At 72.6% G+C, this 26,554-nt stretch carries 24 protein-coding genes; 13 read left to right on the forward strand and 11 right to left on the reverse strand.

Going from position 1 to position 26,554, the window contains the following annotated elements:
* Positions 1 to 63: 63 nt before the first annotated feature.
* Positions 64 to 630 carry an RNA polymerase sigma factor gene (locus ACIBST_RS26090; RefSeq protein WP_397175294.1) on the forward strand — a complete coding sequence of 189 codons (567 nt, stop codon included), beginning with the start codon at positions 64 to 66 and terminating at the stop codon, positions 628 to 630.
* Between the two features lie 3 nt (positions 631 to 633).
* Here the strand turns inward: ACIBST_RS26090 and ACIBST_RS26095 are convergent, their stop codons facing one another.
* Positions 634 to 1,887 carry a hypothetical protein gene (locus ACIBST_RS26095; RefSeq protein ID WP_397175296.1) on the reverse strand — a complete coding sequence of 418 codons (1,254 nt, stop codon included), beginning with the start codon at positions 1,885 to 1,887 and terminating at the stop codon, positions 634 to 636.
* A 247-nt stretch (positions 1,888 to 2,134) separates the two neighbouring features.
* Positions 2,135 to 2,554 (reverse strand): hypothetical protein, encoded by a 420-nt coding sequence (locus tag ACIBST_RS26100; protein ID WP_397175298.1) that lies wholly within the window; start codon positions 2,552 to 2,554, stop codon positions 2,135 to 2,137.
* Positions 2,555 to 2,686: 132 nt separating this feature from the next.
* Between ACIBST_RS26100 and ACIBST_RS26105 the strand changes: the two genes are divergently transcribed.
* Complete coding sequence (locus ACIBST_RS26105) at positions 2,687 to 3,334, forward strand: metal-dependent phosphohydrolase (RefSeq protein ID WP_397175299.1); 648 nt, start codon at positions 2,687 to 2,689, stop codon at positions 3,332 to 3,334.
* Here the strand turns inward: ACIBST_RS26105 and ACIBST_RS26110 are convergent.
* From ACIBST_RS26110 to ACIBST_RS26120, 3 genes are read right to left on the reverse strand one after another with little or no spacing between them, the layout of a single operon-like run.
* Positions 3,331 to 3,600, reverse strand: coding sequence for a DUF4031 domain-containing protein (locus ACIBST_RS26110; protein WP_397175300.1), 270 nt, complete (start codon positions 3,598 to 3,600; stop codon positions 3,331 to 3,333). The two genes, ACIBST_RS26105 and ACIBST_RS26110, sit on opposite strands and share 4 nt — an antisense overlap.
* Positions 3,597 to 4,355, reverse strand: a complete 759-nt coding sequence (locus ACIBST_RS26115) for an HAD family hydrolase (RefSeq protein WP_397175301.1) — start codon at positions 4,353 to 4,355, stop codon at positions 3,597 to 3,599. Before ACIBST_RS26115 ends, ACIBST_RS26110 begins: the two co-directional genes overlap by 4 nt.
* An 18-nt stretch (positions 4,356 to 4,373) precedes the next feature.
* On the reverse strand, positions 4,374 to 5,543 hold the full coding sequence (locus ACIBST_RS26120; protein WP_352322574.1) for a cytochrome P450: 1,170 nt from the start codon (positions 5,541 to 5,543) through the stop codon (positions 4,374 to 4,376).
* Between the two features lie 372 nt (positions 5,544 to 5,915).
* Here ACIBST_RS26120 and ACIBST_RS26125 point away from each other — a divergent pair, with 372 nt between their 5' ends.
* Both ACIBST_RS26125 and ACIBST_RS26130 read left to right on the forward strand, forming a co-directional pair.
* Positions 5,916 to 7,151, forward strand: a complete 1,236-nt coding sequence (locus tag ACIBST_RS26125) for a hypothetical protein (protein ID WP_397175302.1) — start codon at positions 5,916 to 5,918, stop codon at positions 7,149 to 7,151.
* An 11-nt stretch (positions 7,152 to 7,162) separates the two neighbouring features.
* Positions 7,163 to 7,861, forward strand: a complete 699-nt coding sequence (locus ACIBST_RS26130; RefSeq protein ID WP_397175303.1) for a DUF2786 domain-containing protein — start codon at positions 7,163 to 7,165, stop codon at positions 7,859 to 7,861.
* A gap of 55 nt (positions 7,862 to 7,916) precedes the next feature.
* Here the strand turns inward: ACIBST_RS26130 and pgm are convergent, their stop codons facing one another.
* The gene (gene pgm, locus ACIBST_RS26135; protein WP_397175305.1) at positions 7,917 to 9,545 is read right to left on the reverse strand and encodes a phosphoglucomutase (alpha-D-glucose-1,6-bisphosphate-dependent); all 1,629 of its coding nucleotides are present in this window, start codon (positions 9,543 to 9,545) and stop codon (positions 7,917 to 7,919) included.
* Positions 9,546 to 9,644: 99 nt separating this feature from the next.
* Between pgm and ACIBST_RS26140 the strand changes: the two genes are divergently transcribed.
* From ACIBST_RS26140 to thrS, 3 genes are all read left to right on the forward strand, one after another.
* Positions 9,645 to 10,547: an LLM class F420-dependent oxidoreductase gene (locus ACIBST_RS26140; RefSeq protein WP_397175307.1), complete on the forward strand. Its 903-nt coding sequence runs from the start codon at positions 9,645 to 9,647 to the stop codon at positions 10,545 to 10,547.
* A gap of 36 nt (positions 10,548 to 10,583) precedes the next feature.
* Entirely contained in the window at positions 10,584 to 11,180 is a 597-nt protein-coding gene (locus tag ACIBST_RS26145) for a glycoside hydrolase family 25 protein (RefSeq protein WP_397175309.1), read from the forward strand.
* Positions 11,181 to 11,244: 64 nt separating this feature from the next.
* Complete coding sequence (gene thrS / locus ACIBST_RS26150; protein ID WP_397175311.1) at positions 11,245 to 13,206, forward strand: threonine--tRNA ligase; 1,962 nt, start codon at positions 11,245 to 11,247, stop codon at positions 13,204 to 13,206.
* A 96-nt stretch (positions 13,207 to 13,302) separates the two neighbouring features.
* Here the strand turns inward: thrS and ACIBST_RS26155 are convergent, their stop codons facing one another.
* Positions 13,303 to 14,025 carry a PIG-L deacetylase family protein gene (locus tag ACIBST_RS26155; RefSeq protein WP_397175312.1) on the reverse strand — a complete coding sequence of 241 codons (723 nt, stop codon included), beginning with the start codon at positions 14,023 to 14,025 and terminating at the stop codon, positions 13,303 to 13,305.
* An 83-nt stretch (positions 14,026 to 14,108) separates the two neighbouring features.
* Between ACIBST_RS26155 and ACIBST_RS26160 the strand changes: the two genes are divergently transcribed.
* The gene (locus tag ACIBST_RS26160) at positions 14,109 to 14,642 is read left to right on the forward strand and encodes an HIT family protein (RefSeq protein ID WP_397175314.1); all 534 of its coding nucleotides are present in this window, start codon (positions 14,109 to 14,111) and stop codon (positions 14,640 to 14,642) included.
* A 59-nt stretch (positions 14,643 to 14,701) separates the two neighbouring features.
* On the opposite strand, the gene ACIBST_RS26165 is transcribed toward ACIBST_RS26160, so the two are convergent.
* Positions 14,702 to 16,777 carry a hypothetical protein gene (locus ACIBST_RS26165; protein ID WP_397175316.1) on the reverse strand — a complete coding sequence of 692 codons (2,076 nt, stop codon included), beginning with the start codon at positions 16,775 to 16,777 and terminating at the stop codon, positions 14,702 to 14,704.
* A 107-nt stretch (positions 16,778 to 16,884) separates the two neighbouring features.
* Positions 16,885 to 17,784, reverse strand: coding sequence for a branched-chain amino acid transaminase (locus ACIBST_RS26170; RefSeq protein WP_397175318.1), 900 nt, complete (start codon positions 17,782 to 17,784; stop codon positions 16,885 to 16,887).
* Between the two features lie 90 nt (positions 17,785 to 17,874).
* On the opposite strand from ACIBST_RS26170, the gene ACIBST_RS26175 reads away from it, so the two are divergent.
* Positions 17,875 to 19,200, forward strand: a complete 1,326-nt coding sequence (locus ACIBST_RS26175) for a PLP-dependent aminotransferase family protein (RefSeq protein ID WP_397175320.1) — start codon at positions 17,875 to 17,877, stop codon at positions 19,198 to 19,200.
* Between the two features lie 71 nt (positions 19,201 to 19,271).
* Here the strand turns inward: ACIBST_RS26175 and ACIBST_RS26180 are convergent, their stop codons facing one another.
* Together ACIBST_RS26180 and ACIBST_RS26185 are read right to left on the reverse strand one after the other, a co-directional pair.
* On the reverse strand, positions 19,272 to 20,789 hold the full coding sequence (locus ACIBST_RS26180) for a glycoside hydrolase family 10 protein (protein ID WP_397175322.1): 1,518 nt from the start codon (positions 20,787 to 20,789) through the stop codon (positions 19,272 to 19,274).
* 204 nt (positions 20,790 to 20,993) lie between these two features.
* On the reverse strand, positions 20,994 to 23,117 hold the full coding sequence (locus ACIBST_RS26185) for an elongation factor G-like protein EF-G2 (protein ID WP_397175463.1): 2,124 nt from the start codon (positions 23,115 to 23,117) through the stop codon (positions 20,994 to 20,996).
* 190 nt (positions 23,118 to 23,307) lie between these two features.
* Between ACIBST_RS26185 and pgsA the strand changes: the two genes are divergently transcribed.
* From pgsA to ACIBST_RS26205, 4 genes are read left to right on the forward strand one after another with little or no spacing between them, the layout of a single operon-like run.
* Positions 23,308 to 23,910: a phosphatidylinositol phosphate synthase gene (gene pgsA, locus ACIBST_RS26190; RefSeq protein WP_397175324.1), complete on the forward strand. Its 603-nt coding sequence runs from the start codon at positions 23,308 to 23,310 to the stop codon at positions 23,908 to 23,910.
* On the forward strand, positions 23,907 to 24,815 hold the full coding sequence (locus ACIBST_RS26195) for a phosphatidylinositol mannoside acyltransferase (RefSeq protein WP_397175326.1): 909 nt from the start codon (positions 23,907 to 23,909) through the stop codon (positions 24,813 to 24,815). The genes pgsA and ACIBST_RS26195 overlap by 4 nt, the downstream gene beginning before the upstream one ends.
* A complete protein-coding gene (locus ACIBST_RS26200; RefSeq protein ID WP_397175327.1) occupies positions 24,812 to 25,942 on the forward strand; it encodes a glycosyltransferase family 4 protein in 1,131 nt (376 codons plus the stop codon). Before ACIBST_RS26195 ends, ACIBST_RS26200 begins: the two co-directional genes overlap by 4 nt.
* Before the next feature lie 32 nt (positions 25,943 to 25,974).
* On the forward strand, positions 25,975 to 26,517 hold the full coding sequence (locus tag ACIBST_RS26205; RefSeq protein ID WP_352322557.1) for a hypothetical protein: 543 nt from the start codon (positions 25,975 to 25,977) through the stop codon (positions 26,515 to 26,517).
* Positions 26,518 to 26,554: the final 37 nt, after the last annotated feature.

A 26,554-nucleotide genomic window follows, 5' to 3' on the forward strand; every position in this document is an offset into this window, starting at 1 on the left:
GGGGGGCCGGTCGAACGAGGTTGACCCCCGAGGACCCCGGCCGGCGGGGAGACGATGATGCAGTTGGATACGTTGGAGCGCCGCGACACCGCCGGCCTCGTGTCGGACGCCCAGGCAGGCGACGCCCAGGCATGGGAGCGGCTGGTCGAGGAGTTCACCCCGATGCTGCGGTCGAGGATCCGGCGCTTCCGGCTCGGCCACGAGGACGCCCAGGACGTGCTCCAGACCACCTGGTTGCTGGCCTGGCAGAACCTCAAGAGCGTCGAGGACCCCCAGCGCATGCCCGGCTGGCTGGCCACGATCGCCTTCCGCGAGTGCCTGAAGCTGACCAGGCGCACCCGGGAGATCTGCACGCCCGACCTCGACACGCTCGGCAGCACGGACGACGTGGACAGGGAACTGGCCAGGATCTGGCTGGCCGGCACGCTGGAGGAGCTGGTCGAGGAGCTGCCCGCGGCCCAGCGCGTGCTGTTTCGAGCACTCACGGAAACCTCCGAGCCGCACTACGTGGACGTCGCCCGCCGGCTGGGCCGGCCGGTCGGCAGCATCGGCCCCACCCGCGCCCGCTGCTTCGCCAGGCTGCGCGGGCTCTTGCAGGACCGCGAGATCACCAGGGACTTCCTGGACTGAGTCCTAGTTTCCTGACCGGTCAAGAGGGATCGCCTCCAGGAAGGGCTCGAAGTCGAAGCGCGCCATCTCGTAGGCGTCGGGATCGGTCTCCTCGGGGAAGGCGTAGACCTTGCGCCGCATCCCGGGGAGCAGCCGGTCGGCTCGCGGCGCCTCGGGGACCGGCTCCGGCAGCGTGCCGCGGGCCGTCTCCGCCTCCAGGGCCGCGGTGAGCTCCGGCCCGAACGGCGGGTCGTAGAGCGCGCCCACCCGCTGGTAGGTGCGGAAGTAGCCGACGATGAAGCGCATGCGGTCGGGGTAGGACACCCAGTCGGTCACCCCGGCCGTGGCCTGCTCGACGTCGTCCGGGATGAACTCCTCGGCGAGCTTGCGCACCTTCTCGTTCCTGATCGGCCGCCAGGCGAGCGCCATGTCCACGCCCGGCGGCGGGGCCAGCGGCCGGCCGACCCTGACGTCGCTGAGCGGCGTGCGCACGGCGAACAGGTGACGGGTGTAGAGCGAGGACCACTTGGCCTCCAGCACGCGCGTCAGCCACGGCTGGTCCTCGTGCCGGGCGCTGAACAGCGGGAAGCGGGGGTAGGGCCGCCGGGTCACCAGCGAGCGCAGCGACCGCCACGACATCCGGGTCAGCCACCGCACCGGCCGGTACAGCACCAGCTCCAGAGCCTTCTGCGCGCGCTTCTGCTCGTACGCCGACAGCGCCACGCTCGCCCCGAACATCAGCTCGGCCCGCTCGTCCGGGTCGGTGGCCGCGTGCGCCTGCCGCAGCAGCAGGGCGGCGTCCCGCAGGTAGCGCTCGTCGGCCTCCTCCAGCAGCCCGGACAGGAACTCCGGCGGCATCGGCGTGTTCTCCGACTCCGGGCTCACCTTGACGTAGCAGTCGGGCGTGCCGTTCCACAGGTTGGCCGCCAGGCTCGCGGTCTCCAGGAAGATCGCCCGGTTGGCCAGCGCCAGCCCGAGCTGGTAGCTGGGGCCGAGCAGGGTCAGCAACATGGCGCGGAACACGCGGCGCAGGCGGGCGGGCACGTGCAGCCGGTCGCCGAAACCGGTCAGGAGGGGCGAGCCAGGAGTCAGGTCGAGGCTCTCGGCGACCGCCTTGGAGGTCCATTTGGCGTAGCAGTACCAGTTGGTCGCGTCCTGGCCCAGCCGCTGGGCGAGGTCCCCGGCGACGCGGTGGTAGCCATGGGCGATGACCATGGCCTCAAGCGCAGGGTTCCTGTCCTTGCAGGCGGCGATGCGCAGCACGTCGTCCGCCGTCATCGGAGCGCCTGGCGCAAGCGCTTGTTCCACTTCGGACATGAGGTCTCCCGTCAGTGGTCCCCCCTGGGACCGTCGATCCTCACCGGGTCAGAGCGCGTCCGGTGACGTGAGATACAGGGCGGCGGTCTCGCTTTCCCCGTGACCGCCGCCCGGAGCGTAGGGCGGGTGACTTGCGGTGTGGTTGCAGGGCGATCCGAGCCCCTGCGGCGTGCCCGCCGCCCCGGGAGGGGCCCGGGGCGGCGGCCGGCTATTCCCGCACCGATATCTTGCTGATCACGACGAAGCCGCCGAGCGCCCCCGCGGAGCCGGCGGCCGTCGTCGTGGTGAGGTTGACCACCAGGTCATAGGTGCCCGGGCCGAGCTGGCCGCGCATCGGGACCGACGCGGTGTACCGTCCCGAGCCAGGGGTGAACGTCATCTCCACGGGAGGCGAGGGATGACGGGTCTCACCACCTCCCAGCAGGTCGGCGATGATCTCCACGTGCCACCGTCCCGCGAGCCAGTCGACCAGCTCGCCGGCCACCTCCCAGGTCACGTCAACGGTCCAGCCCTCGCCGCATCTGACGACGTTCGTGGGCTGCGCGCCCGGGTCGACAACCTGCCCGTGCAGCACGCCGGTCAGCTGCTCGGCCGGAACCTTCATCACCTGGAACTCACCGGTCGCCATGTCGCTGTCTCCTTTCCGGGGGGAACCAGGTCCCCGTACGGACAGGCAGAGCGGTGGGACAGCCGGGTAAATACCGGGTGTATTCAAGGACACAACGCCGGGACGTACCGCCCCGGCGACTACGGTGGAGGCGTGCTCCACGACCCCCCGGACCCCGCGTCGAGGGCCCGGCTCGCCGCCGGGTGGCTCGCGCTCGCGGGCGGCTCCCCGGCCGCGCCGGCCGTCGGCGCCGAGCTGATCGCCCGCTGGGCCGAGCCCCACCGCCGCTACCACACCCTGGCCCACCTCGCCGCCGTGCTGGCCGCCGTCGACGACCTGGCCGGGGAGGCCGCCGACCCCGCCGCCGTGCGCCTGGCCGCCTGGTTCCACGACGCCGTCTACGACGGCAGGCCCGGCTGGGACGAGGAGCGCAGCGCCCAGCTCGCCCAGGCGCGCCTGCCGCGCTGCGGGGTGCCGCCCGGCCGGGTCGCCGCGACCGCCCGGCTGGTCCGCCTGACCGCCGCCCACGACACGGTGGCCGCCGGCGACCGCGACGGGGCCGTGCTGTGCGACGCCGACCTGGCCGTGCTGGGCCGCCCCGGCTACGACGCCTACGCCGCCGGCATCCGCCGCGAGTACGCGCACGTGCCCGACGACCTGTTCCGGCAGGGCCGTGCCCAGGTGCTGCGCAGGCTGCTGGCCGCGCCGCGGCTCTACCGTACGGACCGGGCCCGCGAGCTGTGGGAGGAGGCCGCCCGCGCCAACATGACCGCCGAGCTGGCCCGTCTGGCGGAAGGCTAGGGGGCGCGGCGCTTGCGGCGGCGCAGACCGGCGGCGATCAGGCGGCGCAGCAGCTCGCGCGAGCTGACCGGCTCGGCGCCCAGCGACACCGCCCGCGCGTGCACGGTCTCGGGGACGTCGTAGTGGTCGCGGTCGAAGGCCCGGCCCGGCACCCCGAGCCGGGCCGCGAACGCGTGGAGCTCCTCCAGCGAGCTGTCGCTCACCAGGTGCGACCACATCAGGCCGCGCGGCCCCGGCCAGTCGGGGGGATCGATCAGCACCGTCACGCCTTAAAGGGTAGGACCCTGCCGCGCACGCCGAGCTCGCCCAGATCGGGCACCACGACGTGCGCGCCGTGCCCGGCCAGCGCGGCGGCGTCGCCCGGACCGTCCCGGGTGACCGCCACCACCAGCCCGAAGCCGCCCTTGCCGCCCGCCTGGACGCCGGGCAGCGCCGCGTCCACCACGGCGGCCCGTCCGGCGGGCAGCGCCAGGCGGCGCACGGCCTCCAGGAACAGGGCGGGGTCCGGCTTGCCCGGCAGGTTCATCAGGGCCGCGTCGCCGCCGTCCACGATGAGGTCGAACAGGTGCGCCACGCCCGCGGCGGCGACCAGCCGACGGCCGTGCAGGCTGGCCGAGACGGCGGCCGTGCGGGCGCCCCGGTGGCGCAGCTCGTGCAGCAGGGCCACGGTGGCGGGGAAGGCGGCCACGCCGTACTTGTCCACCTGCGCGATGAAGATGTGGTCCTTGGCCAGGCCGAGCCCGTGCACGGTGGGCGCGCCGGGCTCGTCGTCGGGGCCGCCCTCGGGCACGGTGAGGCCGCGCGCGGCGAGGAAGGTGCGCACGCCGTCGAGCCGCGGCCGGCCGTCGACGTGCCGGAGGTAGTCGTCGCGCACGTCGAACGGGTCGCAGCGGCCGCGCAGGAAGGCGTCGAAGACGTGTTTCCAGGCGGCCGCGTGCACCCGGGCGGTGTCGGTGACCACGCCGTCGATGTCGAACACGACGGCGCCGATCGAGGCCAGATCGATGACGGGCTCGTTCACACTGTGAACGTAACCGCTCTACCAGGCGACGGGTAGCTCCTTGACCCCGTACACGATGGCCAGCTCCCTGAACGGCACCTCGCCAGAGACGTGCAGGTCCGGGAAGCGGCGCAGCAGGGCGGGGAAGGCGATGCGCATCTCCATCTGCGCGAGCGGCGCGCCGATGCAGCGGTGGATGCCGTGGCCGAAGGCCAGGTGCGAGCGCGCGGTCTCGCGGCCGGGGCGCACCTCGTCCATGTCCGGGCCCAGCGAGGGGTCGCGGTTGGCGCCGGTCAGCGAGCACAGCACCATCTCACCCTTCTTGATCGGCACGCCGTGCAGCTCCAGGTCCTCGCGGGCGAAGCGCGGGAAGGCCACCTGGACGACCGTCATGTAGCGCAGCAGCTCCTCGACGACGTCGTTGACGTAGCCGTCCACCTCGCGCACCTTGGCGGCCTGCTCGGGGTGGCGCATGAGCCAGAGCGCGCCGAGGGCGAGCATGCTGGTGCTGGTGTCGTGCCCGCCGGTGAGCAGGCCGTCGGACATGCTGGCCAGCGTGCGGTCGTCGAGGTCGTCGCCGTGCTCGCGCAGGAGCTGGCCGAGCAGGCCCTCGCCGGGGTCGCGCCGCTCGCGGGCGACCAGGTCCACCAGGTACGCCATCGCGTCGTTGATCGCCTGCAGGGACGCCTCCGGGCCGGCCGACAGGTCGAACCGGTCCTTGCTGATCCTGACGAAGTCGGCGCGCTCCTCGTACGGGACGCCGAGCAGCTCGCACACCACCAGCGACGGGATCGGCAGCGCGAAGTCCTCGACCAGGTCCGCGGGCGGGCCCTTGGCCTCGATGCGGTCCAGGTGCTCCTCGACCATCGCCTCGATGCGCGGCTCCAGCCGGCGCAGGCGGCGCATGGTGAACTCGGGGGTCAGGTACTTGCGCAGCCGCGTGTGCTCGGGCGGGTCGCGGAAGCCGAGGCCGCCCGGGTCCTCCTGGTTGGAGCCCAGGCCGGAGATGCCGGCGAAGTCGTTGCTGAACCGCTCGTGGTCGCCGAGCACACCGCGTACGTCCTCCCAGCGCGTGACCAGGTGCACGGTCTGGTCGCCGGGGATCTTCATGGGGAAGACGGCGTGCTCGGCCCGGATGCGGCCGAGCTCGGCGACCGGGTCGAAGTCCTCGCGCATGAACTGGACGAAGGGGAACTCTGAGTCAGACATGGATATCCGTCCTGCTGGGATACATCGCACTATGTTGGGATAAATCCCTCGGTAGATGGTCCCATCCGGACAGGCGGCTGTTGCCCTCCGAAAGGACGAAATTGCCGCTCACTCTCGCGTCCCACCTGGCCGCCCGCCCGATCGTCCATCTGGCCGCCCGCCCGGCCACCTGTGCGGGAAGGCCGGGGTGCGCCTCATTGTGCGCCGGGTCGCGGGCCGCCGACTAGCCACAACCCCCTTCTGGTACGGCGTGTGTCACAGGAACCGGTGGGAGACAGGGGAAATCGGTGGCGTTTGGCGTACAAGGGGGCGACAGTCTGCGATGATCTCGTCGCAAGACAAGCTGGAGTTGAGCCTCGCGGATAGTGACTGATGCCGACATTTGAGGAAATAGCAGCCTTCGTCGCCGAGAAGCCGTTCGCCACCGCCGTCATCGCCCTGCTGGGCCTGGCCGGGCTCGTGCTGGCGTTCCTGGCGCTCCGGATGGCCTGGAAGGCGGGCACCTGGTTATTCGCCCGCTACGTCGCCCCCCGTCCCGTCGAGGACGTGCTCACCGTCGTCGCCGCCTCCATCGCCACCGGCGTGTCCGCCCAGGGCATGTGGCGCTTCTCCGGAGACGTGCTGGGCCTGGACGGACCGCTCCGGCTGCTGCTGTTCGCCTTCATCGAGGTCGCCATCATCACCTCGGCCGTCCGCGCCCGCCGCAACATGCGGGAGAACTTCTCCGCCGGCATCGACGGCATCGCGGTCTGGGCGCTGACCTGCCTGACCGCCGTCCTGTCCAGCATGGACGCCCGGAGCCTCCCCGAGGCCGTCTTCCGCCTGGCCGCCCCGCTCGTCGCCGCCTGGCTCTGGGAACGCGGCATGGCCATCGAACGCCACCGCATCCGCGGCACCGGCCGCATCAACTGGCGCCTGACCCCCGAACGCCTGCTCGTCCGCATGGGCCTGGCCGAGGTCAGCGACCGCACCGCCTCCGAGGTCGACGCCCACCGCCGGCTCACCCGCGTCGCCCTGGCCGCCAAGCGCGCCAAGGCGCTGCGCGACGGCGGCGCCTCCGAGCGCAAGATGCGCGGCGCGCTGGCCAAGCTCGACAAGGCCATGGACCAGGCCGTCGAGCACACCGGGCTGGCCGTCGACCAGTCGCGCCAGGAGGCGCTGCTGGCCCAGATCGCCGCCCTGTACAACACCAACGCCCTCATCGACGCCGACCCGCGGGTGCCGTGGGAGCCCGAGGCCGACCACCGTCCCGTGCCCGCCCGCCCGGCGCTGCCGCCCGCGCTGGCCGAGCTCGTCGAGGACGAGGACGAGGACGTCGAGGTGTTCGACGCCACCCCCCAGGTCGTCGACACCGCCCAGCGCGCCGCCCAGATCAGGGCCGCCCGCGAGTTCTGGGACCGGCAGATCGCCAAGCGCATCGTGCCGCGCTCGGTGGACATCGCCCAGGAGATCGGCATCTCGCTGGCCACCGCGCGCGAGTATCGTGCCCTGTGGAAGCTGGAGCCGCAGGCGCACGCCCTGATCGAGGCTCTGTACCAGCAGCACGGCATCGTCGACACCGGCGCCTTCCCGGCCATCGCCGACGACGGGCGGGTGCTGGCCAAGTAGGGGGAGCTCGGTTGCGGGAGCGCACGCTCGAACGCGTCAGGAAACTCCTGGCCAAGGCCGAACGCACGGACAACGAGCACGAGCGGGCCACCTTCCTGGCGGCCGCCTCCGCCCTGATGGCCAAGTACGGCATCGACACCCTCCCGCCGCCCGGCACCCGCCAGACCCCCGGCGACCGGATCGTCACCCTGCCCGCCCCGTGGGCCAGGGAGAAGGCCCGCCTGGTCAGCCTGGTCGCCCAGGCCGTGCGCTGCCGTCCGCTGCTGATCGGCCGCGGCGACGGCGGCCAGCGGGTGCACGTGTTCGGCTTCGCCGCCGACCTCGAACGCGCCGACGTGCTGGCCACGTCGCTGCTGCTGCAGATGGCCTCCGGCCTGGCCCGCGTACGGCCGCCGGGCGAGCTCGCCCTCGCGCGGGCCTACCGGCGCTCGTGGCTGCTGGGGTTCACCGACGAGGTGTACCGGCTGCTGCGCGAGGCCGAGTCGCGGGCCGCGACCGAGGCCGAGGCCGCCGGGGCCGGCACCGCGCTGGTGCTGGCCGACCGCCGGGCCGAGGTCGACCTGGCGGTGGCCGCGCGGTATCCGCGCATCCGCATGTCCGTCCCGACGACCAGCGGCACGGGCTACCGCGCCGGCGTGCTGGCGGGCCGGCACGCCGACCTCGGCCGCACCGGCATGCCCGCCGCCACCGCCCGCGAACTGCCCCGCTGAGCCGCCCGCTCGACGGCCGACCCCCGCGAGCCGCCAGGACCAGCCGCCCGGCCGCTCAGCCCAGGGCGGCCGAGACCAGCGAGCGGGCCTCCTCCTGGACCTTGGCCAGGTGGTCGGGGCCCTTGAAGGACTCGGCGTAGATCTTGTAGACGTCCTCGGTGCCCGACGGGCGGGCGGCGAACCAGGCGTTCTCGGTCGAGACCTTCACGCCGCCGAGCGCCGCGCCGTTGCCGGGGGCCGCGGTCTGCACCGCCGTGATCGGCTCGCCGGCCAGCGACGACGCCGTCACCTGGTCGGCCGACAGCTTGGCCAGCACCGCCTTCTCCTCGCGGGTGGCGGGCGCGTCGACCCGGGCGTAGGCGGGCTCGCCGAACCGCTCGGTCAGGCGGCGGTAGTGCGCGCTCGGCGACTCGCCGGTCACCGCCAGGATCTCCGAGGCCAGCAGGGCGAGGATGAGCCCGTCCTTGTCGGTGGACCAGGGGGAGCCGTCGCGCCGCAGGAACGAGGCCCCCGCGCTCTCCTCGCCGCCGAACCCGAGCGACCCGTCGAGCAGCCCGGGGACGAACCACTTGAAACCGACCGGCACCTCGTACAGACGCCGCCCGAGCGAGGCGGCGACCCGGTCGATGACGCCGCTGCTCACCATCGTCTTGCCGACCCCGGCCGCGGCGGGCCAGCCCTCGCGGTGGGCGTACAGGTAGGAGATGGCGACGGCCAGGTAGTGGTTGGGGTTCATCAGGCCGTCGGGGGTGACGACGCCGTGGCGGTCGGCGTCGGCGTCGTTGCCGGTGGCGATGTCGTACCTGTCCCGCTGCGCGATGAGCGACGCCATGGCGTACGGCGACGAGCAGTCCATGCGGATCTTGCCGTCCCAGTCGAGCGTCATGAACCGCCAGGTGGGATCGACCAGCGGGTTGACCACGGTCAGGTCGAGGCGGTGGCGCTCGGCGATCTCGCCCCAGTACGCCACGCTCGCCCCGCCCAGCGGATCGGCCCCGATGCGCACCCCGGCCGACCTGATCGCGTCGAGGTCGACCACGGACGGCAGGTCGTCGACGTACGCGCCGAGGAAGTCGTAGCGGCCGGCCGCGTCGAGGGCCTTGGCGTAGGAGATCCTGGACACGCCCTTCATGCCGTCGGCCAGCAGTTGGTTGGCGCGGTCCTGGATCCAGGAGGTGGCGTCGGTGTCCGCGGGGCCGCCGTGCGGCGGGTTGTACTTGAAGCCGCCGTCGGAGGGCGGGTTGTGCGACGGCGTCACCACCACGCCGTCGGCCAGCCCGGACGTGCGGCCCCGGTTGTGCCGCAGGACGGCGTGCGAGACGGCGGGGGTCGGCGTGTAGCCGTCGCGGGAGTCGATCAGCACCTCCACCCCGTTGGCCGCGAGCACCTCCAGCGCCGACACGCGGGCGGGCTCGGACAGCGCGTGCGTGTCGATGCCCAGGAACAGCGGGCCGTCGGTGCCCTGGGAGGCGCGGTACTCGCAGATGGCCTGGCTGGTGGCCAGGATGTGGTCCTCGTTGAAGGCCGTCCGCAGCGAGGACCCGCGGTGGCCCGACGTGCCGAACGCCACCCGCTGCGCCACCTCGGCGGGGTCGGGGTGCAGGGCGTAGTAGGAGGTCACCAGCCGGGCGACGTCGACCAGGTCGGCGGGCTGGGCGGGCTGTCCTGCGCGATCGTGCGTCATGAGGCCACTTTACAAATCCGCCCCCTTCGTACGGGTGAGCGCGCCCGGCGGCGTGGGAAGATACAGGCGCGTCTGCCTCCAGAATGGAGTTCTGTTTCCATGCGTTTCGGATATTTCCTGAACGAACGGCAAGGGTCCGACCCGCTCGGCGCGCTCCGCGACGAGATCGCCCAGGCGGCCGATGACGGCTTCGCCTCCGCCTGGCTGTCCCACATCTTCGGCCTCGACGCCCTCACCGCGCTGGCCGTGGCCGGCTCCCAGGTGCCCGGCATCGAGCTCGGCACCTCCGTCGTGCCCACCTACCCGCGGCACCCGGCGGCCCTGGCCCAGCAGGCGATGACGGCCAACGCCGCGCTCGGCGGCCGGCTGGCGCTCGGCATCGGCCTGTCGCACCAGGTCGTCATCGAGCACATGTTCGGCCTCAGCTACGAGCGCCCCTACCGCCACATGAAGGAGTACCTCGACGTGCTGCTCCCGGCCAGCCGGGGCGAGCAGGTCAAGGCGGCGGGCGAGACGATCAGGGCCGACGTGCGGCTCACCACGCCGGGCGCGGGCTTCCCGGTGCTCATCGCCGCCCTCGGCCCGCGCATGCTGAAGCTGGCCGGCACGGTGGCCGACGGCACGGTGCTGTGGATGACCGGCCCGAAGACGGTGGCCGAGCACGTCGCCCCGACCATCACCGCCGCCGCCGCGGAGGCGGGCCGCCCGGCGCCGCGGATCGTCTGCGCGCTGCCCGTCTGCGTCACCGACGACCCCGCCGCCGCGGTCGAGCGGGCCAACGAGATCTTCGCCGTCTACGGCACGCTGCCCTCCTACCGGGCCATGCTCGACCGCGAGGGCGCCGCCGGGCCCGGGAACGTCGCGGTGGTCGGCGACGAGGAGTCCGTGCTCGCCCAGCTCGAACGGCTGCGCCAGGCCGGGGTGACCGACTTCGTCGGCGCGACCTTCGCCGAGCGGGAACGTACCCGTGAGCTGCTCATCGGCGCGTCGAAGGGTTCATAGGGGGACATCTCAATAAACTCCGGCAAGGTGAAGCGCTTGCTGCATGGCATAGACGTGTCGAACTGGCAGGGCTCCGTCGACTGGGCCGGTCACGCCGAGGCCGGAGTCTCCTTCGCCTTCGCCAAGGCCACCGAGGGCGGCGACTGGACCGACCGGTGGTTCGCCCGCAACTGGTCGGGAATGCGCGAGAGCTGGCTGGTGTGCGGGGCGTACCACTTCGCCCGGCCCAAGGGCGACCCGATCGAGCACGCCCGGCACTTCCTGGCGGTGCTCAGGTCGGCGGGCGGCCTGCGCAGGGGCGACCTGGTGGCGCTCGACCTGGAGACCGGCGACGGGCAGCGCCCCGAGCAGGTCGCCAGGTACGCGCGCCGCTGGTGCCACCACGTCGAGCGGCACGCCGGCCTGCGGCCCTTCATCTACACCTTCCACTGGTTCGCCCGCTCGGGGAACTGCGCCGGCCTGGCCGACTACCCGCTGTGGATCGCCTCCCCGGAGAAGCCGCGCGGCGAACCCCTCGTGCCGCCGCCGTGGCGCGACTGGACAATTCACCAATATGCCAGCAGTCCGCTCGACCGGAACGTCTTCCACGGCACCCGCCAGGACCTGACAAGGCTGGGGTTTCACCCGCGATAGCATCGGTGTTCACCATCGAACCAGCCTCGGTGCCGGGCATCGAGCGCGATCCAAGGGAGACACCGTGTCAGCCGAGCTACGCATCACCCTCGCCGGAGCCGAGCGTGTGGTCGCGGCCGGCACGACGGCCGGTGAGGCGCTGGAGGCCGACGGCCGCACCGTCATCGCGGCCCGGGTCAACGGCGAGCCGCGCGACCTTGCCCACCCGCTGGCCCAGGACGACGTGGTCGAGCCGATCGAGGTCTCCAGCGAAGACGGCCGGGCCATCGTCCGCCACTCCACCGCGCACGTCATGGCCCAGGCGGTGCAGGAGCTGTTCCCCGAGGCCAAGCTGGGCATCGGCCCGCCCGTGGAGAACGGCTTCTACTACGACTTCGACGTCAAGCAGGCGTTCAACCCCGACGACCTCAAGCGCGTCGAGAAGCGCATGCGGGAGATCGTCAAGCAGGGGCAGCTGTTCTCCCGCCGGGCCGTCAGCGACGAGCAGGCGCGCGAGGAGCTGGCCGGCGAGCCGTACAAGCTGGAGCTGATCGGGCTCAAGGGCGGCGCGGCCGACGAGGAGAGCGTCGAGGTCGGGGCCGGGCAGCTCACGATCTACGACAACCTCGACCCCAAGAGCGGCGAGCTGTGCTGGAAAGACCTGTGCCGGGGGCCGCACGTGCCCTCCACCCGGTCGATCCCGGCGTTCAAGCTCATGCGCTCCGGCGGCGCCTACTGGCGCGGCAGCGAGAAGAACCCGCAGCTCCAGCGCATCTACGGCACCGCCTGGGAGTCCCGCGACAAGCAGGACGAATACCTGAAGATGCTGGAGGAGGCCGAGCGGCGCGACCACCGCAGGCTCGGCGCCGAGCTCGACCTGTTCTCCTTCCCCGACGAGCTGGGCTCGGGCCTGGCGGTCTTCCACCCCAAGGGCGGCGTGATCCGCAAGGTGATGGAGGACTACTCGCGGCGCAGGCACGAGGAGGCCGGCTACGAGTTCGTCAACACCCCGCACATCACCAAGGAGCACCTCTACCAGGTCTCGGGCCACCTCGACTGGTACAAGGACGGGATGTTCCCGCCCATGGAGCTGGAGGGCGCCCGCTACTACCTCAAGCCGATGAACTGCCCGATGCACAACCTGATCTTCAGGGCGCGCGGGCGGTCCTACCGCGAGCTGCCGCTGCGGCTGTTCGAGTTCGGCACGGTCTACCGCTACGAGAAGTCGGGCGTGGTCCACGGCCTGACCCGGGTGCGCGGCCTGACCCAGGACGACGCCCACATCTACTGCAGCCGCGAGCAGATGCGCGACGAGCTGACCTCGCTGCTGCGCTTCGTCCTCGACCTGCTGCGCGACTACGGCCTTGAGGACTTCTACCTGGAGCTGTCCACCAAGGACCCGGAGAAGTTCGTCGGCTCCGACGAGGTGTGGGAGGAGGCCACCACCACGCTGCGCGAGGTGGCCGAGGCCGAGAACCTCCACCTGGTGATGGACCCGGGCGGCGCGGCCTTCTACGGGCCGAAGATCTCCGTCCAGGTGCGCGACGCCATCGGCCGCACCTGGCAGATGTCCACCATCCAGCTCGACTTCAACCTGCCCGAGCTGTTCGACCTGCAGTACCAGGCGGCCGACGGCTCCCGGCAGCAGCCGGTCATGATCCACCGGGCGCTGTTCGGCTCGGTCGAGCGGTTCTTCGGCGTCCTGGTCGAGCACTACGCCGGGGCGTTCCCCGCGTGGCTGGCGCCGGTGCAGGTGGTCGGCATCCCGATCGCCGACGCCCACGTGCCCTACCTCCAGGACGTCGCCAAGCGGCTGCGCGAGCGGGGCATCAGGGTCGAGGTCGACGCGGCCGACGACCGCATGCAGAAGAAGATCCGCAACGCGCAGAAGGCGAAGGTCCCGTACATGCTGCTGGCCGGTGACGACGACATCGCCAACGGCGCGGTGTCCTTCCGTTACCGCAACGGCGAGCAGAAGAACGGCGTGCCCGTCGAGGAGGCCATCGCCGAGATCGTCAACGCCGTGGAACACCGCGTCCAGGTCTGACCCGCCGCTTTCGGCCCGGCCGGGGCTCAGGCCCCGGCCGGATGTCGGCAGGGAAAGTCAGCAGGGAAACTCGGCCGGGGAAGTCGGCGGTAGAGCTCAGCGGGGGTAGAGGCGGAAGGCGACCGCCGGGCGGCCGTCGAAGCGTTCGGCGGCCTCCCGCGCGGAGCCCTCGATCAGCTCGCGGGCGTAGACCTCCGGGGCCTGGTCGGTGAGGGCCTCGATGTAGGCGCGGTGCTCCAGCAGCGACCGCACGCCCCGCTCCAGCCCGTCGGTGACGTCCACGGCGTGGGTGGGGGAGTTGGAGCCGGCGACGGCGACCCAGCGCACGCCGTTCCAGGGCGCGGCGTCGGTGTCCGGAAATATCCAGCGATTTCCGGCGTCTCCGGCGGCGTCCAGCACGGCCCGGCCCACCGCCCGGTGGTCGGGCGTGTTCCAGTACGTGCCGCCCCACGTGTCGTCGGGGTTGAGAGTGATCACCAGCTCCGGGCGGTGCCTGCGGATGGCGGCGGCGATGTCCCTCCTGAGCGCCGTCCCGTACTCGACGACCCCGTCGGCGTGGTCGAGGAACTCCACGGTGGTCACCCCGACCACGGCGGCGCTGGCCCGCTCCTCGCGCTCGCGCACCGGCCCGCACGCGGCCGGGTCGAGCGTGTCGATGCCCGCCTCGCCGCGGGTGGCGATCAGGTACGAGACCTCGCGCCCGGCGTCGGTCCAGGTGGCGACGGCGGAGGCGCAGCCGTACTCCAGGTCGTCGGGGTGGGCCACGACGGCCAGGGCGCGCTGCCAGTCGGCGGGCATGGGTTCGAGTCGCTGTGCCATGCCCTCACCTTAGGCCCGTCGCGAAGGGCGGGGGATCACGCCGGAAGGGCATGCCCTCGGCGCGGGGACCTATGCTGCTGGGTATGCACGATCAGGCAGGGGCCGGGGCGCCCGACAACTTCCAGCGGCTGTGGACCCCGCACCGCATGGCCTACATCAAGGGCGAGAACAAGCCGACGGGCACCGGGCCGGGCGACGGCTGCCCGTTCGACGAGATCCCCCGGATGAGCGACGAGGACGGCCTGATCGTGGCGAGGGGAGAGGTCGTGTACGCCGTCCTCAACCTCTACCCGTACAACTCCGGCCACCTGATGGTCGTGCCCTTCCGGCACGTGTCCGGCTACGACGAGCTGACCTCGGCCGAGGTCGCCGAGCTGGGCGAGTTCACCCAGCGGTCGCTGCGCGCGCTGCGCAAGGCCAGCGGCGCCCAGGGCTTCAACGTGGGCATGAACCTGGGCCAGGTCGCGGGCGCAGGCATCGCCGCCCACCTGCACCAGCACGTCGTGCCGAGGTGGGGCGGCGACACCAACTTCATGCCGGTCGTGGCGCAGACGAAGGTGCTGCCCCAGCTCCTGCACGACACCCGGCAACTGCTGGCCGACGCCTGGGAGGACTAGCGACCCCGGTCGCGGGCCCACAGCGCGCGGCGTCGATCCCAGGCCCGCCGCCCGAGCTGTCAGTCGCCGGTGTGGGCCAGGCGGGCGGGGGCGGGGGACTCGGCCGGCTGTTCGCGGCCGAGCGCGCCGATGCCCGCCGCGAGCAGCAGCGGCACGGCCAGCGCCAGAGCCATCGACAGCACCGCGGCGCCCGAGTCGTTGACCAGCATCCCGATCACCCCGCTGACCAGCGTGCCGATCAGGCCGGCGCGCAGGGCGGGGGAGTGGCGGAACGCCGCGGGCACCACGCCCGCGCTGGCCTGCTCGGGCCGCAGGATCGCGTAGACGAGGAAGGCCACGGCCGCGATCACGATGGGCATGAGGTTGGGGCTGAGCAGCGTGGCCAGCATGGCCTGGAGCTTGCGGAAGATCACCTCGAACGCCTCGCCGCTGAGCACCTGGCCGACGAACCGGCCCAGGTGCGTCTGCTCGTCGGGCGGACGCAGGTAGTTGAGCACGGCGAACGTCATCACGATCACCGCCCCGGCCACGCAGAACGCCCCCAGCTTCACGATCGACACCCGCTTGCCGGCCACCAGCAGCGCGGTCACCGCGATGCCCGGCACGAACGCGATCACGCCGCCGAAGTCGCTGCCCATGCCCGAGCCGCCCAGCACCATCGCGAACGCCCCGAGCACCACGATCGCGGCCACCCCGGGCCGCCCCGGCCAGCGGTGGGCGATCACGGTGGTGGCCAGCAGCGTGCCGGTGGCCAGCAATGCGAACGGGATGTTGCCCAGGCCGTAGTAGCGGGCCCCGACCTCGGCGCTGTAACCCATGACGCTGTTGAGCTGCAACGTCGTGCCCGTCAGCAGATCGCCGGCGAGCGTGAGCGCGGTGACGCCGGCCACCACGGCGAGCGGGCCGAGCGGACGGCGCCGCCAGGGCCCGGCGAAGGCCAGCCCGGTGATCACGACGACCCAGCCCAGCACCCCCGCGACCAGTTGCGGCAGGGACGACCAGGGCAGCAGGTTGACCAGGTAGCTGGAGACCGGCAGGGCGGCCAGCGCGACCGCGGCCAGGCGCACCGGCGACAGGCCCTTGCGCCGCCGCAGCAGCAGGAACGCGACCACGTAGAACAGCACCTGCAACACCGCCACGACGGTGAAGTAGACGCCCTTGACCGACCGGATGGCCTGCGCGGTCGCGTCGGCCCGGCGCAGCCGATCGATCGTCGCGCCGGTCTCGCCCAGTTGCAGCGGCACCCCGACGACCGTGGCCGGCGCCGGCACCCCGAGCCGGGCCAGCACGGTCGCGGTCAGGTCGGGCAGGATCGAGATGTCGGCGCGGCGGGTCGAGGCCGCGCCCAGCAACCGCCCCTGCGCCCCCGGCTCACGCAGCGCGGCCACCCGCAGGTGGGGCACGGAACCGTGGTCGGACAGGCCGGCGAGCAGCACGGTGGTGCCGGGCGGCAGGATCGACAGCAGCGCGCCGGCCTTGGCGTCGGCCAGGCGCAGCGCGTCGCGGCGCTCCTTGGGGCCGAGCTGCTCGGGCACCTTGGGCAGCTTGCCGCCGGCCAGGTAGGGGTGGACGAGGTCGTCGACGTCCATGGCGGTGAGCGGGCACTGCTCCAGGTCGGCCGTGCGGACCTGGAGCGGGGAGGCGTGGTAGCGCTGCACCGCGCCCTGCCGGTCGGCCAGCGCGAGCGCGGCTCCGGGGCCGATCGCGATCGAGCACCGGCCCGCGGCCTTCAGCGCCTCGCCCAGCGTGCCGGCGTTGCGCTGCCCGGCCACGTCGATGAGGTAGCGGTAGTCGGGGATGACCGCGCCCGCGCCCCGGGTCTCGGGGGCGGGCGGCGCGCCGCAGGCGTATCCGGCGGCCGACCTGGTGCCGGCCGACACCGTGAGCCAGCCGTCGTAGGGGCAGGTGATGTTGCTGACCGTGCGCACCGACAGCGAGCCGATCGCGCTGCCGCGCGTCAGCTCCCACAGGTTGGGGGCGTCGGCCTGGTCGACGTCGTCCCAGCCGAGGCCGGGGACGCCGATGAGCGCCACCCTGCCCGCGCCGGGAGCCGAGCCGCCGGCCGTGGCCGTGCCCTGCAGGCCGAGCAGTACGGAACCGGCCAGAACGGCCAGCACCACGAGCGCGCGCCTCACCCCGACGACCTCCCGCGATCGATGACGTCCGTGGCACGCTAGAGCACCTCGCGATCCGGCGCCACCGGTTCCCCTACCTTCTCACGGGCGGCGGCGGGCGCGGTCCGTCACCCGCGCACGGGGGTGAGCCAGTGGCGGTAGCGGTCGTCGCGCCCGTGCACGGCCGCGTCGTAGGCGTCGGCCAGCTTGCCGGTGACCGGCCCGGGGCCGCCGAACTCGCAGTGGTCGACCGCGCTGACGTGCACGATCCCGGCCGCCGTGCCGCAGACGAAGATCTCGTCGGCCGTGTACAGGTCGGTGCGCAGCAGATCCTCCCTGGTGACCGTCAGCCCCAGGTCGGCGGCCAGCCGCGTGACGGTGTCCTGCGTGATGCCCTCCAGCGCGCCGGCGTGCGGCGGAGGCGTGGTCAGGACGCCGTCGCGCACGACGAAGACGTTGGCGCCGGTGCACTCGCTGACGTTGCCGGCCGCGTTCAGCAGCACCGCCTCGTCGAAGCCCGCCTGCAGGGCCTCGGACTTGGCCATCACCGAGTTCAGGTAGGGGCCGGTGGCCTTGGCCGCGGTCGGCGTCACCCGGTGGTCGTTGCGCTGCCAGGAGCTGGTCATCAGCCGCACGCCCGCCTCCAGCAGCGCCCCCCACTCCCAGGACGCGATCGAGACCACCGTCGGGCAGCCGCGCGCCGCCACGCCCATCTCGCCGTAGCCGCGGTGGGCCAGGTGGCGGATGTAGCACGAGGACTGGCCGTTGGCCGCGACCGTGGCCAGCGTGGCCGCGCGCAGCTCCTCCAAGGTGTACGGCAGCGGCATCCCGATGATCCGCGCGCTGCGCGCCAGCCGCCGCAGGTGCTCGTCCAGCCGGAACACCGCCGGGCCGTCCGGCGTGTCGAAGGCCCTGGTGCCCTCCAGCACGGCGGTGCCGTAGTGCAGGGCGTGCGTCAGGACGTGCACGCGGGCCTCGCCCCAGGGCACCAGCTCGCCGTCCATCCAGATGTGCTCGGCTTCGCGCATCGTGCCGCTCCTCTCCGTAAATGGCCGCTAACGATCACAAGATGTAGGCCAATTCATTGATAAGTGGCACAGTAACCGGATAATAGTGGCGTGGGAAGAGAAGAAGACCTTGTCACCCTGGTCCGCGACCGGCTCCGGCTCCACGAGGGCACGGCCAGCCGGCGGCTCGCGGGAGCGCTGACCGACCTGGCCCAGACCGGCGCCATCGCCCCTGGCACCCGCCTGCCCTCCGAGCGCGACCTGGCCCAGGCGGTCGGGCTCAGCCGCGGGACGGTCGCCGCCGCCTTCAACGCCCTGTGCGAGGAGGGCCTGTGCGAACGCCGGCACGGCAGCGGCACGTACGTGCTGGGCGTCCCGACGTTCGGCGGCCTGCTCCAGGGCGGCGCGGTGCTGGCCGACCTGTCGACCTCGGTCGTCCCCGACCCCTCGCACCTGGCGGTGCCCCCGCTGGACGCCGCCGCCCTGATGCGCGCGCCGAGCGGCCACGGCTACGACGCCATGGGCGACTCGCGGCTGCGCGCCGTCCTGGCCGCCCTGGACCCGGGGCCGCACCGCGAGATCCTGGTGACCTCGGGAGCCCAGCAGGGCATCGACCTGGCGGCCCGGGTGCTGCTGCGGCCCGGCGACCGCGTGCTGGCCGGCGACCCGGCCTACGGGGGCGCGCTCAGCGTGTTCCGGCGCGCGGGGGCCCACGCCGTCCCCGTGGACCTCGCCGACCCGGACGCCGTGCGCGACGCGCTGGCCCGCCACCGCCCGGCCGCCGTGTACGCGCTGCCCGTGGACAACCCGACCGGCCGCGTGGCCGACCTGCGGCACGTGGCCGAGCTGGCCGCGGCGGCGGACGTCCCGCTGGTGGAGGACCGGACCCTCGCGCCCGTGGTGTTCGACGGCCGGACGCCGCCGGAGCCGCTGGCCCTGGCCCATCCGCACGGCACGGTGACGGTGGGCTCGTTGTCGAAGGTGTTGTGGGGCGGCCTGCGGGTGGGCTGGCTCACCGCCCCCGAGCCGCTGCTGGCCCGGCTGCTGGAGGCCAAGCTCGACGCCGACCTGGCCACCAGCGCCGTCTCCCAGCGGCTGGCCGCCGACCTGCTCGACGGCGACCCCGTGCCGGCCTGGCTCGCCGAGCTGGCCCGCCGCCGCGACCACTTCACCGCCGCGCTGTCCGCGCGCCTGCCGTCGTGGACCTGGTCACGCCCGCAGGGCGGCCTGTCGGTGTGGGCCCGCCTGCCGGGCGCCGACACCGACAGGTTCGCCGCGGCGGCCCGCGAGCAGGGCGTGGCCGTCGCCCCCGGCTCCCTGTTCTCCCCGGACGGCCGCCACCGCGACCGCCTGCGCCTCAGCTTCGCCCTGCCGCCCGCCCTCCTCGACCAGGCGGTCGCCGCCCTGGCCCGCGCCTGGGCGCAGACCGGCCGCTGAGCATCCGGAACACGGCGACGCCACGCCCGGATCCCGGGCGTGGCGTCGGCGGGCGGGACGGCGGGACGGTCTCAGCCCACCTTGACCTTCACCGGCTTGCTCTCGTGGTGCTGGCGGTCGAGCGAGGTGATCAGGTACGTGCCCGGCTTGGCCGAGTACGACGCCGTCGTCACCACGGCCGCCAGGTTGCGGGCGTCGGTGGTGTGGCAGTCCTTGCCCGACTCCGGCACCCGGTACACCGCGTAGGCCCGCGCCCCCTCGGACGGCGTCCAGGACACGGTGGAGCCGCTCGCCTTGACGCCGGCCGGCTTGCCGGGAGCCTCGCCGCCGCGGTCCTCCATGATCGGCAGCAGCGCCGGACGGCTGTAGTGCTCCTTGGCCACCCGGTCGATCGCGCCGAGCGGGTTGGTCAGGAGCTGCTTGGCGCTGAAGTAGATGTCGCCGTCGACCTGCTCGTAGCGCCGGTTCACCGTCAGGTGCGCCGACAGCTCGCCCGGGTTGGCCCAGGCGGCGTTGGTCTTGGTGCCGACCTGGTAGAGCGCCTGGCCGATGTAGAGCTGGACGCCGGTGCCCTTGACCGCGCCCGCCCACCAGGCCGTCAGCGTCTTGTAGTCGGCCGCCTTGAAGCCGCGCGGCCAGTAGAGCTGCGGGGCGACGTAGTCGACCGTGCCGTCCTGGATCCAGGAGCGGGCGTCGGCGTAGATGGAGTCGTAGGCGGACATGCCGGCCGTGGCCGACCCGTCGGGGTCGTTGGACTTGTTGCGCCAGATGCCGAACGGGCTGATGCCGAACTTCACGTGGTACTTCGTGTCGTGGACGGCCGCGTCGACCTTGGCCACCAGCTTGTTCACGTTGTGGCGGCGCCAGTCGGCCAGCTTCTGGCCCTTGCCGTACTTGGCGAAGGCGGCCTTGTCGTCGAACGTGCCGCCGCCGCCCGGATAGGGGTAGAAGTAGTCGTCGAAGTGCACGCCGTCGACGTCGTAGCGGCTGACCACGTCGGTGATGACCTTGGTGACGTGCTCGCGCACCTGCGGCAGGCCGGGGTTGTAGTAGAGGCCGCCGCCGTACGTGACCGTCCAGTCGCGGTGCTGCCGGGCCGGGTGGTTCGCCGGGAGCTTGGACAGGTCGGCGCTCTCGGCCGCGCGGTAGGGGTTGAACCAGGCGTGGAACTCCAGGTTGCGCTTGTGGGCCTCGTCGATGAGGAACGGGAGCGGGTCCCAGCCCGGGTCCTTGCCCGCGGTGCCCGTCAGGTACTGCGACCAGGGCTCCAGCGAGGAGCGGTAGAGCGCGTCGGAGGCGGGCCGGACCTGGACGAAGACGGCGTTGAGATTGCGCTTGACCGCGCTGTCGAGGATCTTGACGTACTCGGCCTTCTGGCGGGCCTGGCCGAGGCCGGCGCGCGAGGGCCAGTCGATGTTCTTGACCGTCGCGATCCACACCCCGCGCAGCTGGCGCTTGGGGTAGCGGGGGTCGGGCTTGCAGGCCGCGGTCGCCTCGGCGGCGGCGGTGGCGGTGGTCGTCGTCTTCTTGGTCGCTGCGGGGCTCTCGGTCGCGCCGGGGCCGAACACGTAGGCGGCGCTGGTGGTCACGACCGCGAGGGCTGCAGCGGCTAGGAGTGGGCGTCCAGTTCGCATAGTGCAACCCAGTCTGGCAGTTGCTCCCGCGTGATCGGACCCGAAAAAAGAAATGCAGTCGTGATGCTTCTGTTACGAAACGGTAGATGTGGTGATCAAACGTGCGGGCCGGGAGGGACATGCCGCCCTCCCGGCTCAGCGCCGCTCACCCCGTACCCTTCACTCGGTGGCCGCCACCTTGCTCGCCAGGTTCGGCGGCAGCGGCTCGTAACGCAGGAACGTGCGCGTGAACGTCCCGGTGCCGTGCGACATCGAGCGCAGGTCGATGGCGTAGCGGGTGATCTCCAGCTCGGGCACCTCGGCCTTGACCAGCGTGCGCCCGGTGCCCACCGGCTCGGTGCCGAGCACGCGCCCGCGCCGCGAGGACAGGTCGGACATCACCGAGCCCACGTAGTCGTCGGCCACCAGCACCGACAGCTCGTCCACCGGCTCCAGCAGCAGGGTCGGGACCTTGGAGGCCGCCTCCTTCAGCGCGAGCTGGCCGGCGATCTGGAAGGCCATGTCGGAGGAGTCGACCGAGTGGGCCTTGCCGTCGTAGAGCGTGACGCGCACGTCCACCATGGGGTAGCCGGCCACCACGCCGCGCTCCATCTGGGCCCGCACGCCCTTCTCCACCGACGGGATGAACTGCCGGGGCACCACCCCGCCGACGATCTTGTCGACGAACTCGAACCCGCCGCCCGAGGGCAGGGGCTCGACCTCCAGGTGGCAGATCGCGTACTGGCCGTGGCCGCCGGTCTGCTTGACGTTGCGGCCCATCGCCTGGCACCGGCCGCCGAACGTCTCGCGCAGCGGCACCCGCAGCTCGATCCGCTCGACCTCGACGCCGTGCCGGTTGGCCAGCCGGTCGAGCAGCACGTCGGTGTGCGCCTCGCCCATGCACCACAGCACGAGCTGCCTGGTCTCGGCGTTGTTCTCCAGGCGCAGCGTCGGGTCCTCGGCCACCAGCCGGCCGAGCGCCTGGGCCAGCTTGTCCTCGTCGGCCTTCGACTTGGCCCTGATCGCCACCGGCAGCAGCGGCTCGGGCATCTGCCAGGACGTCATCAGCAGCGGACGCTCCACCTCCGACAACGTGTCGCCGGTCTCGGCCCGCGACAGCTTGGCCACGGCCACGATGTCCCCGGCCGAGCCCTTGGCCGCCGGGCGCTGGGTCTTGCCCAGCGGGCTGGTCAGCGTGCCGATGCGCTCGTCGACGTCGTGGTCCTCGTGCCCGCGGTCGGCCAGGCCGTGCCCGGAGACGTGCACGGTCATGTCGGGGCGCAGCGTGCCGGAGAAGACGCGGACGAGGCTGATGCGGCCCACGTACGGGTCGCTGGTGGTCTTGACGACCTCGGCCACGAGCGGGCCGTCGGGGTCGCAGGCGATGCCGCCGACCGGCTTGCCGGACAGGTCGGTGATCTCGGGCATCGGGTGTTCCAGCGGCGAGGGGAAGCCCTGGGTCACCAGCTCCAGCAGCTCCGTCATGCCCACGGCGTGGCCGTCGCCGAGCCCGCTGCACAGCACCGGGAAGAAGCTGCCGCGGGCGACCGCCTTCTCCAGGTCGTCCACCAGGACTTTGGTGTCGATGGGCTCGCCCGCCAGGTAGCGGTCCATGAGCGACTCGTCCTCGCTCTCCTGGATGATGCCCTCGATCAGCTCGCCGCGCCGCTCCTCGATCTGCGCCTCGTACTCGGCGCCCGGCTCCTTCTCGGTGCGGGCGCCGGTCGCGTAGTTGTAGAACTTCTGCGACAGCAGCCCGATCAGGCCGTTGACGTGCCCGTTGGTGATCACCGGCAGGTAGAGCGGGGCGACGCCGTCGCCGAAGACGTCCTGGCAGGTGGCCAGCACCTCGTCGAAGTCGGCGCGCTGGTGGTCGATCTTGGTGATCACCACCGCCCTGGGCATGGCGACCTGGGCGCACTCCTCCCAGAGCATCTGCGTGAGCCCGTCGATCCCCTCCGAGGCCGACACGACGAACAGGGCGGCGTCGGCGGCGCGCAGCCCCGCGCGCAGGTCGCCGACGAAGTCGGCGTAACCCGGGGTGTCGAGCAGGTTGATCTTGATGCCGTTGTGCACGAGCGGCGCCAGCGCCAGGTTGACCGACCGCTGCTGGCGCACCTCGACCTCGTCGAAGTCGCTGACCGTGTTGCCGTCCTCCACCCGGCCCGGCCGCTGGACGGTGCCCGTCGCCGCGAGCAGCTGCTCGACCAGGGTGGTCTTGCCCGCTCCCGAGTGGCCGACCAGCACGACGTTGCGTATCGCATCCGCCCTGTCGGCCGTGGGTGCCCTGCCCGCGGCTCCCATGGCCCCGCCGGAGTTCCTATCCGCCACTTCGCCTCCCACGTCGTCGGTGCATCCAACGCCGCGCCCGCGCGGAGGGTGTCAGGAACCGCATGGACGCGGTGTGTTCACCAAATACCCCTGTGGCGAATATCACAAGGGGTGCGGGGCAAAGAAAGTGGCCGCTCACGTGATGGCCTACGATCGGACCGCGATGCTCAAACTCCTGCGACCGGCCATGACCCGGATACTCACCCCGCTGGGCAGGGCTCTCGTCGGCCGCGGGATCGGCCCGAACGCCGTCACGGCGATCGGCACCCTCGGCACGGTGATCTCGGCCCTGCTCCTGTTCCCGCTCGGCCAGCTGGCCTGGGGGGCGCTGCTCATCACCGTCTTCGTGCTGTTCGACCTGCTCGACGGCGTCGTGGCCCGGCTGGGCGGCAAGGGCGGCACCGTCTGGGGCGCCTTCCTCGACTCCACGCTCGACCGGGTGGCCGACGCCGCCATCTTCGCCGGCCTGATCCTGTACTTCGTCGCCGCGGGCGACACGCTGATGGCCGGCGTGACGCTGGCCTGCCTCGTCGCCGGGTCCCTGGTCTCCTACGCCAAGGCCAGGGCCGAGGGCCTCGGGCTCACGGCGGACGTGGGGCTGGCCGAGCGTCCCGAGCGGCTGGTCGTGGCCCTGGTCGCGACCTTCTTCTCGGGGGTCGGGGTGCCGTACGTGCTGCCGCTCGGGATGTGGCTGCTGGCGGCGGCCTCCACCATCACCGTCGTGCAGCGGGTCGTGCACGTCCACCGGCAGACGAGGGAGCGATGAGCGAGAAGACCTCCATCGGCGACCGCCTCGTGGCGGCGGGGTTCGCGGCGGGCTGGAAGCTGGTCCCGCTGCTGCCCCAGCGGCCCACGGCGGCGGTCTTCCGCCTCCTGGCCGACCGGGTGTGGCGCAAGCGCGGCAAGTCCGTGCGCCGCCTGGAGTCCAACCTGGCCAGGGTCACCGGCATCGACGCCGGCAGCGCGGAGCTGCGCGAGCTGAGCAGGGCCGGCATGCGCTCCTACTTCCGCTACTTCCACGAGGTCTTCCGCCTGCCCTCGATCCCGCGGCCGGAGATCGTCCGGCGCACCCACGTCATCGGGGCCGAGCACATCCACGACACCCTGGCCACGGGCCGGGGCGTGGTGCTGGCCCTGCCGCACATGGGCAACTGGGACGCGGCGGGCGCCTGGCTGGTCGGCGTCGGCCACCCGTTCACCACGGTCGCCGAGCGGCTGAAGCCCGAGTCGCTGTTCCGCCGCTACGTCGCCTTCCGCGAGGGGCTCGGCATGGAGGTGCTGCCGCTCACCGGCGGCGACGGCCACAACTTCGGCACCCTCGCCGGCCGCGTCCGCAAGGGCGGCGTGGTCTGCCTGCCCGCCGAGCGCGACCTGACCAAGAGCGGCATCGAGGTGCGCTTCTTCGGCGCCGCCACCAAGGTGCCGGCCGGGCCGCCGCTGCTGGCCGTCCAGACCGGCGCCGCGCTGCTGCCGGCCACCGTCTACTTCGTGGGCGACGACTGGGGCATCCACATCCACGAGGAGATCCCGGTGCCCGCCGAGGGCACCCGGCAGGAGAAGGTGGCGGTCGTCGCCCAGGCCATGACGGACGTCTTCGAGAAGGGCATCGCCGAGCACCCGGAGGACTGGCACATGTTGCAGCGGCTCTGGCTGGAGGACCTGCCGAGATGAAGGTCGGCATCGTCTGCCCCTACTCCTGGGACATGCCCGGAGGGGTCAAGCAGCACATCGACGACCTGGCCCAGGCGCTGATGGCGCAGGGGCACGACGTCTCGGTCATCGCGCCCGCCGCCGACGACGACGAGCTGCCCCCGTACGTGACGGGCGCCGGCCGGGCGGTGCCGGTGCCCTACAACGGGTCGGTGGCCCGGATGTCGTTCGGGTTCCTGTCGGCCGCGCGGGTGCGGCGCTGGGTGCGTACGGGCGACTTCGACGTGCTGCACATCCACGAGCCGCTGATCCCGAGCCTCGGCGTGCTGGCCTGCTGGGCGGCCAGGGGGCCGATCGTGGCCACCTTCCACGCCTCCTTCACCCGCTCGCGCGCCATCGCGGTGGCCGAGCCGCTGCTGCGCAGCGCGCTGGAGAAGCTGAGCGGCCGCATCGCGGTCTCCGACGCGGCGCGCAAGAGCCTGGTCGAGCAGTTCGGCGGCGACACCGTGCTGATCCCCAACGGGGTGACCGTGGCCCGCTACACCGAGGCCGAGCCGCTGCCCGGCTGGGGCCCCGACGGCGCCACGATCGGCTTCCTCGGCCGCATGGACGAAGAGCGCAAGGGCCTGCCGATCCTGCTCGACGCCTTCAACGCCCTGGCCGCCGAGCGTCCCGGACTGAAGCTGCTCATCGCCGGGCCCGGCGACGCCAAGGACGTCTACGACAAGGTGCCCAAGCCCTTCCACGAGCGGGTCACCGTGCTCGGCATGGTGAGCGAGGCCGACAAGATCCGCGCCTACCACTCGGTCGACGTCTTCTGCGCCCCCAACACAAGGGGCGAGAGCTTCGGCATCGTGCTGGCCGAGGCCATGGCGTCGGGGGCGACGGTGCTGGCCAGCGACATCCCGGCCTTCCGCAAGGTGCTGGGCGAGGGGCAGGCCGGCGCGCTGTTCGCCAACGGCGACGCCGCCTCGCTCGCCCGCGAGGCCGCCGCGCTGCTCGACGCCCCCGAGCGGCGCGCCAAACTGGCCGCCGAGGCGCTGGTGGCGGTCAGGAAGTACGACTGGTCCACCGTCGCCCGCGACGTGGTGCGCGTCTACGAGACGGTGACCACCAGCGGCGCGGGCCGGGTGGAGGAAGACCTGTGACCGCCCGCCGAGAGCTCCTGTAGGGAACCCCTGTGACATCCACCATGATCGTGCTGATCGTGGGCATCGTCGTCGTGCTCACGGCCGTCTACATCTCCTGGCGCGCGGGCCGGCTCGACCGCCTGCACATCCGGCTCGAACTGGCCCGCGAGGCGCTGGACGCCGCTCTGATGCGGCGCCGGGCCGTGGTGCTCGAACTGGCCGGCTCGCGGCTGCTCGACCCCGCGACCTCGCTGGTGCTGGCCGCCGCCGCCCACGAGGCCAGGATCGCCGGGCCGGAGGAGCGCGAGCACGCCGAGAGCGACCTGTCGCGGGCGCTGCGGGCCGCGGCCGACCAGGAGCGCTTCCGGGAGAAGCTGGCCGAGGCGCCCGGCGGCGGCGACCTGCTGGAGGAGCTCGACGCGGCGGTGGCCAAGGTGGTCTATTCGCGCCGGTTCTATAACAACGCGGTCGGGGTCACCCGTACGGCGCAGCGGCGCTGGCTGGCCAGGACGCTGCGGCTGGCTGGGCACACCGAGTTCCCGGAATTCTTCGAGATTGATGACAATCCGCCCGCAACTATGTCGCCTGAATGACCAAATGTGGGGAGGCCGGTAAGCTTCTCCCGATTTC

This window comes from Nonomuraea sp. NPDC049684 (genome assembly GCF_044465345.1).
Taxonomy (GTDB): domain Bacteria; phylum Actinomycetota; class Actinomycetes; order Streptosporangiales; family Streptosporangiaceae; genus Nonomuraea.

Coding starts and splice junctions, on each gene's coding strand:
- pgsA (WP_397175324.1), top strand. CDS start 23,308: ATGCTCAAACTCCTGCGACCGGCCATGACCCGGATACTCACCCCGCTG.
- ACIBST_RS26140 (WP_397175307.1), top strand. CDS start 9,645: ATGCGTTTCGGATATTTCCTGAACGAACGGCAAGGGTCCGACCCGCTC.
- ACIBST_RS26200 (WP_397175327.1), top strand. CDS start 24,812: ATGAAGGTCGGCATCGTCTGCCCCTACTCCTGGGACATGCCCGGAGGG.
- ACIBST_RS26095 (WP_397175296.1), bottom strand. CDS start 1,887: ATGACGGCGGACGACGTGCTGCGCATCGCCGCCTGCAAGGACAGGAAC.
- ACIBST_RS26170 (WP_397175318.1), bottom strand. CDS start 17,784: ATGCGCGAAGCCGAGCACATCTGGATGGACGGCGAGCTGGTGCCCTGG.
- ACIBST_RS26185 (WP_397175463.1), bottom strand. CDS start 23,117: ATGGGAGCCGCGGGCAGGGCACCCACGGCCGACAGGGCGGATGCGATA.
- ACIBST_RS26125 (WP_397175302.1), top strand. CDS start 5,916: ATGCCGACATTTGAGGAAATAGCAGCCTTCGTCGCCGAGAAGCCGTTC.
- ACIBST_RS26195 (WP_397175326.1), top strand. CDS start 23,907: ATGAGCGAGAAGACCTCCATCGGCGACCGCCTCGTGGCGGCGGGGTTC.
- ACIBST_RS26120 (WP_352322574.1), bottom strand. CDS start 5,543: ATGTCTGACTCAGAGTTCCCCTTCGTCCAGTTCATGCGCGAGGACTTC.
- ACIBST_RS26160 (WP_397175314.1), top strand. CDS start 14,109: ATGCACGATCAGGCAGGGGCCGGGGCGCCCGACAACTTCCAGCGGCTG.
- pgm (WP_397175305.1), bottom strand. CDS start 9,545: ATGACGCACGATCGCGCAGGACAGCCCGCCCAGCCCGCCGACCTGGTC.
- ACIBST_RS26155 (WP_397175312.1), bottom strand. CDS start 14,025: ATGGCACAGCGACTCGAACCCATGCCCGCCGACTGGCAGCGCGCCCTG.
- ACIBST_RS26100 (WP_397175298.1), bottom strand. CDS start 2,554: ATGGCGACCGGTGAGTTCCAGGTGATGAAGGTTCCGGCCGAGCAGCTG.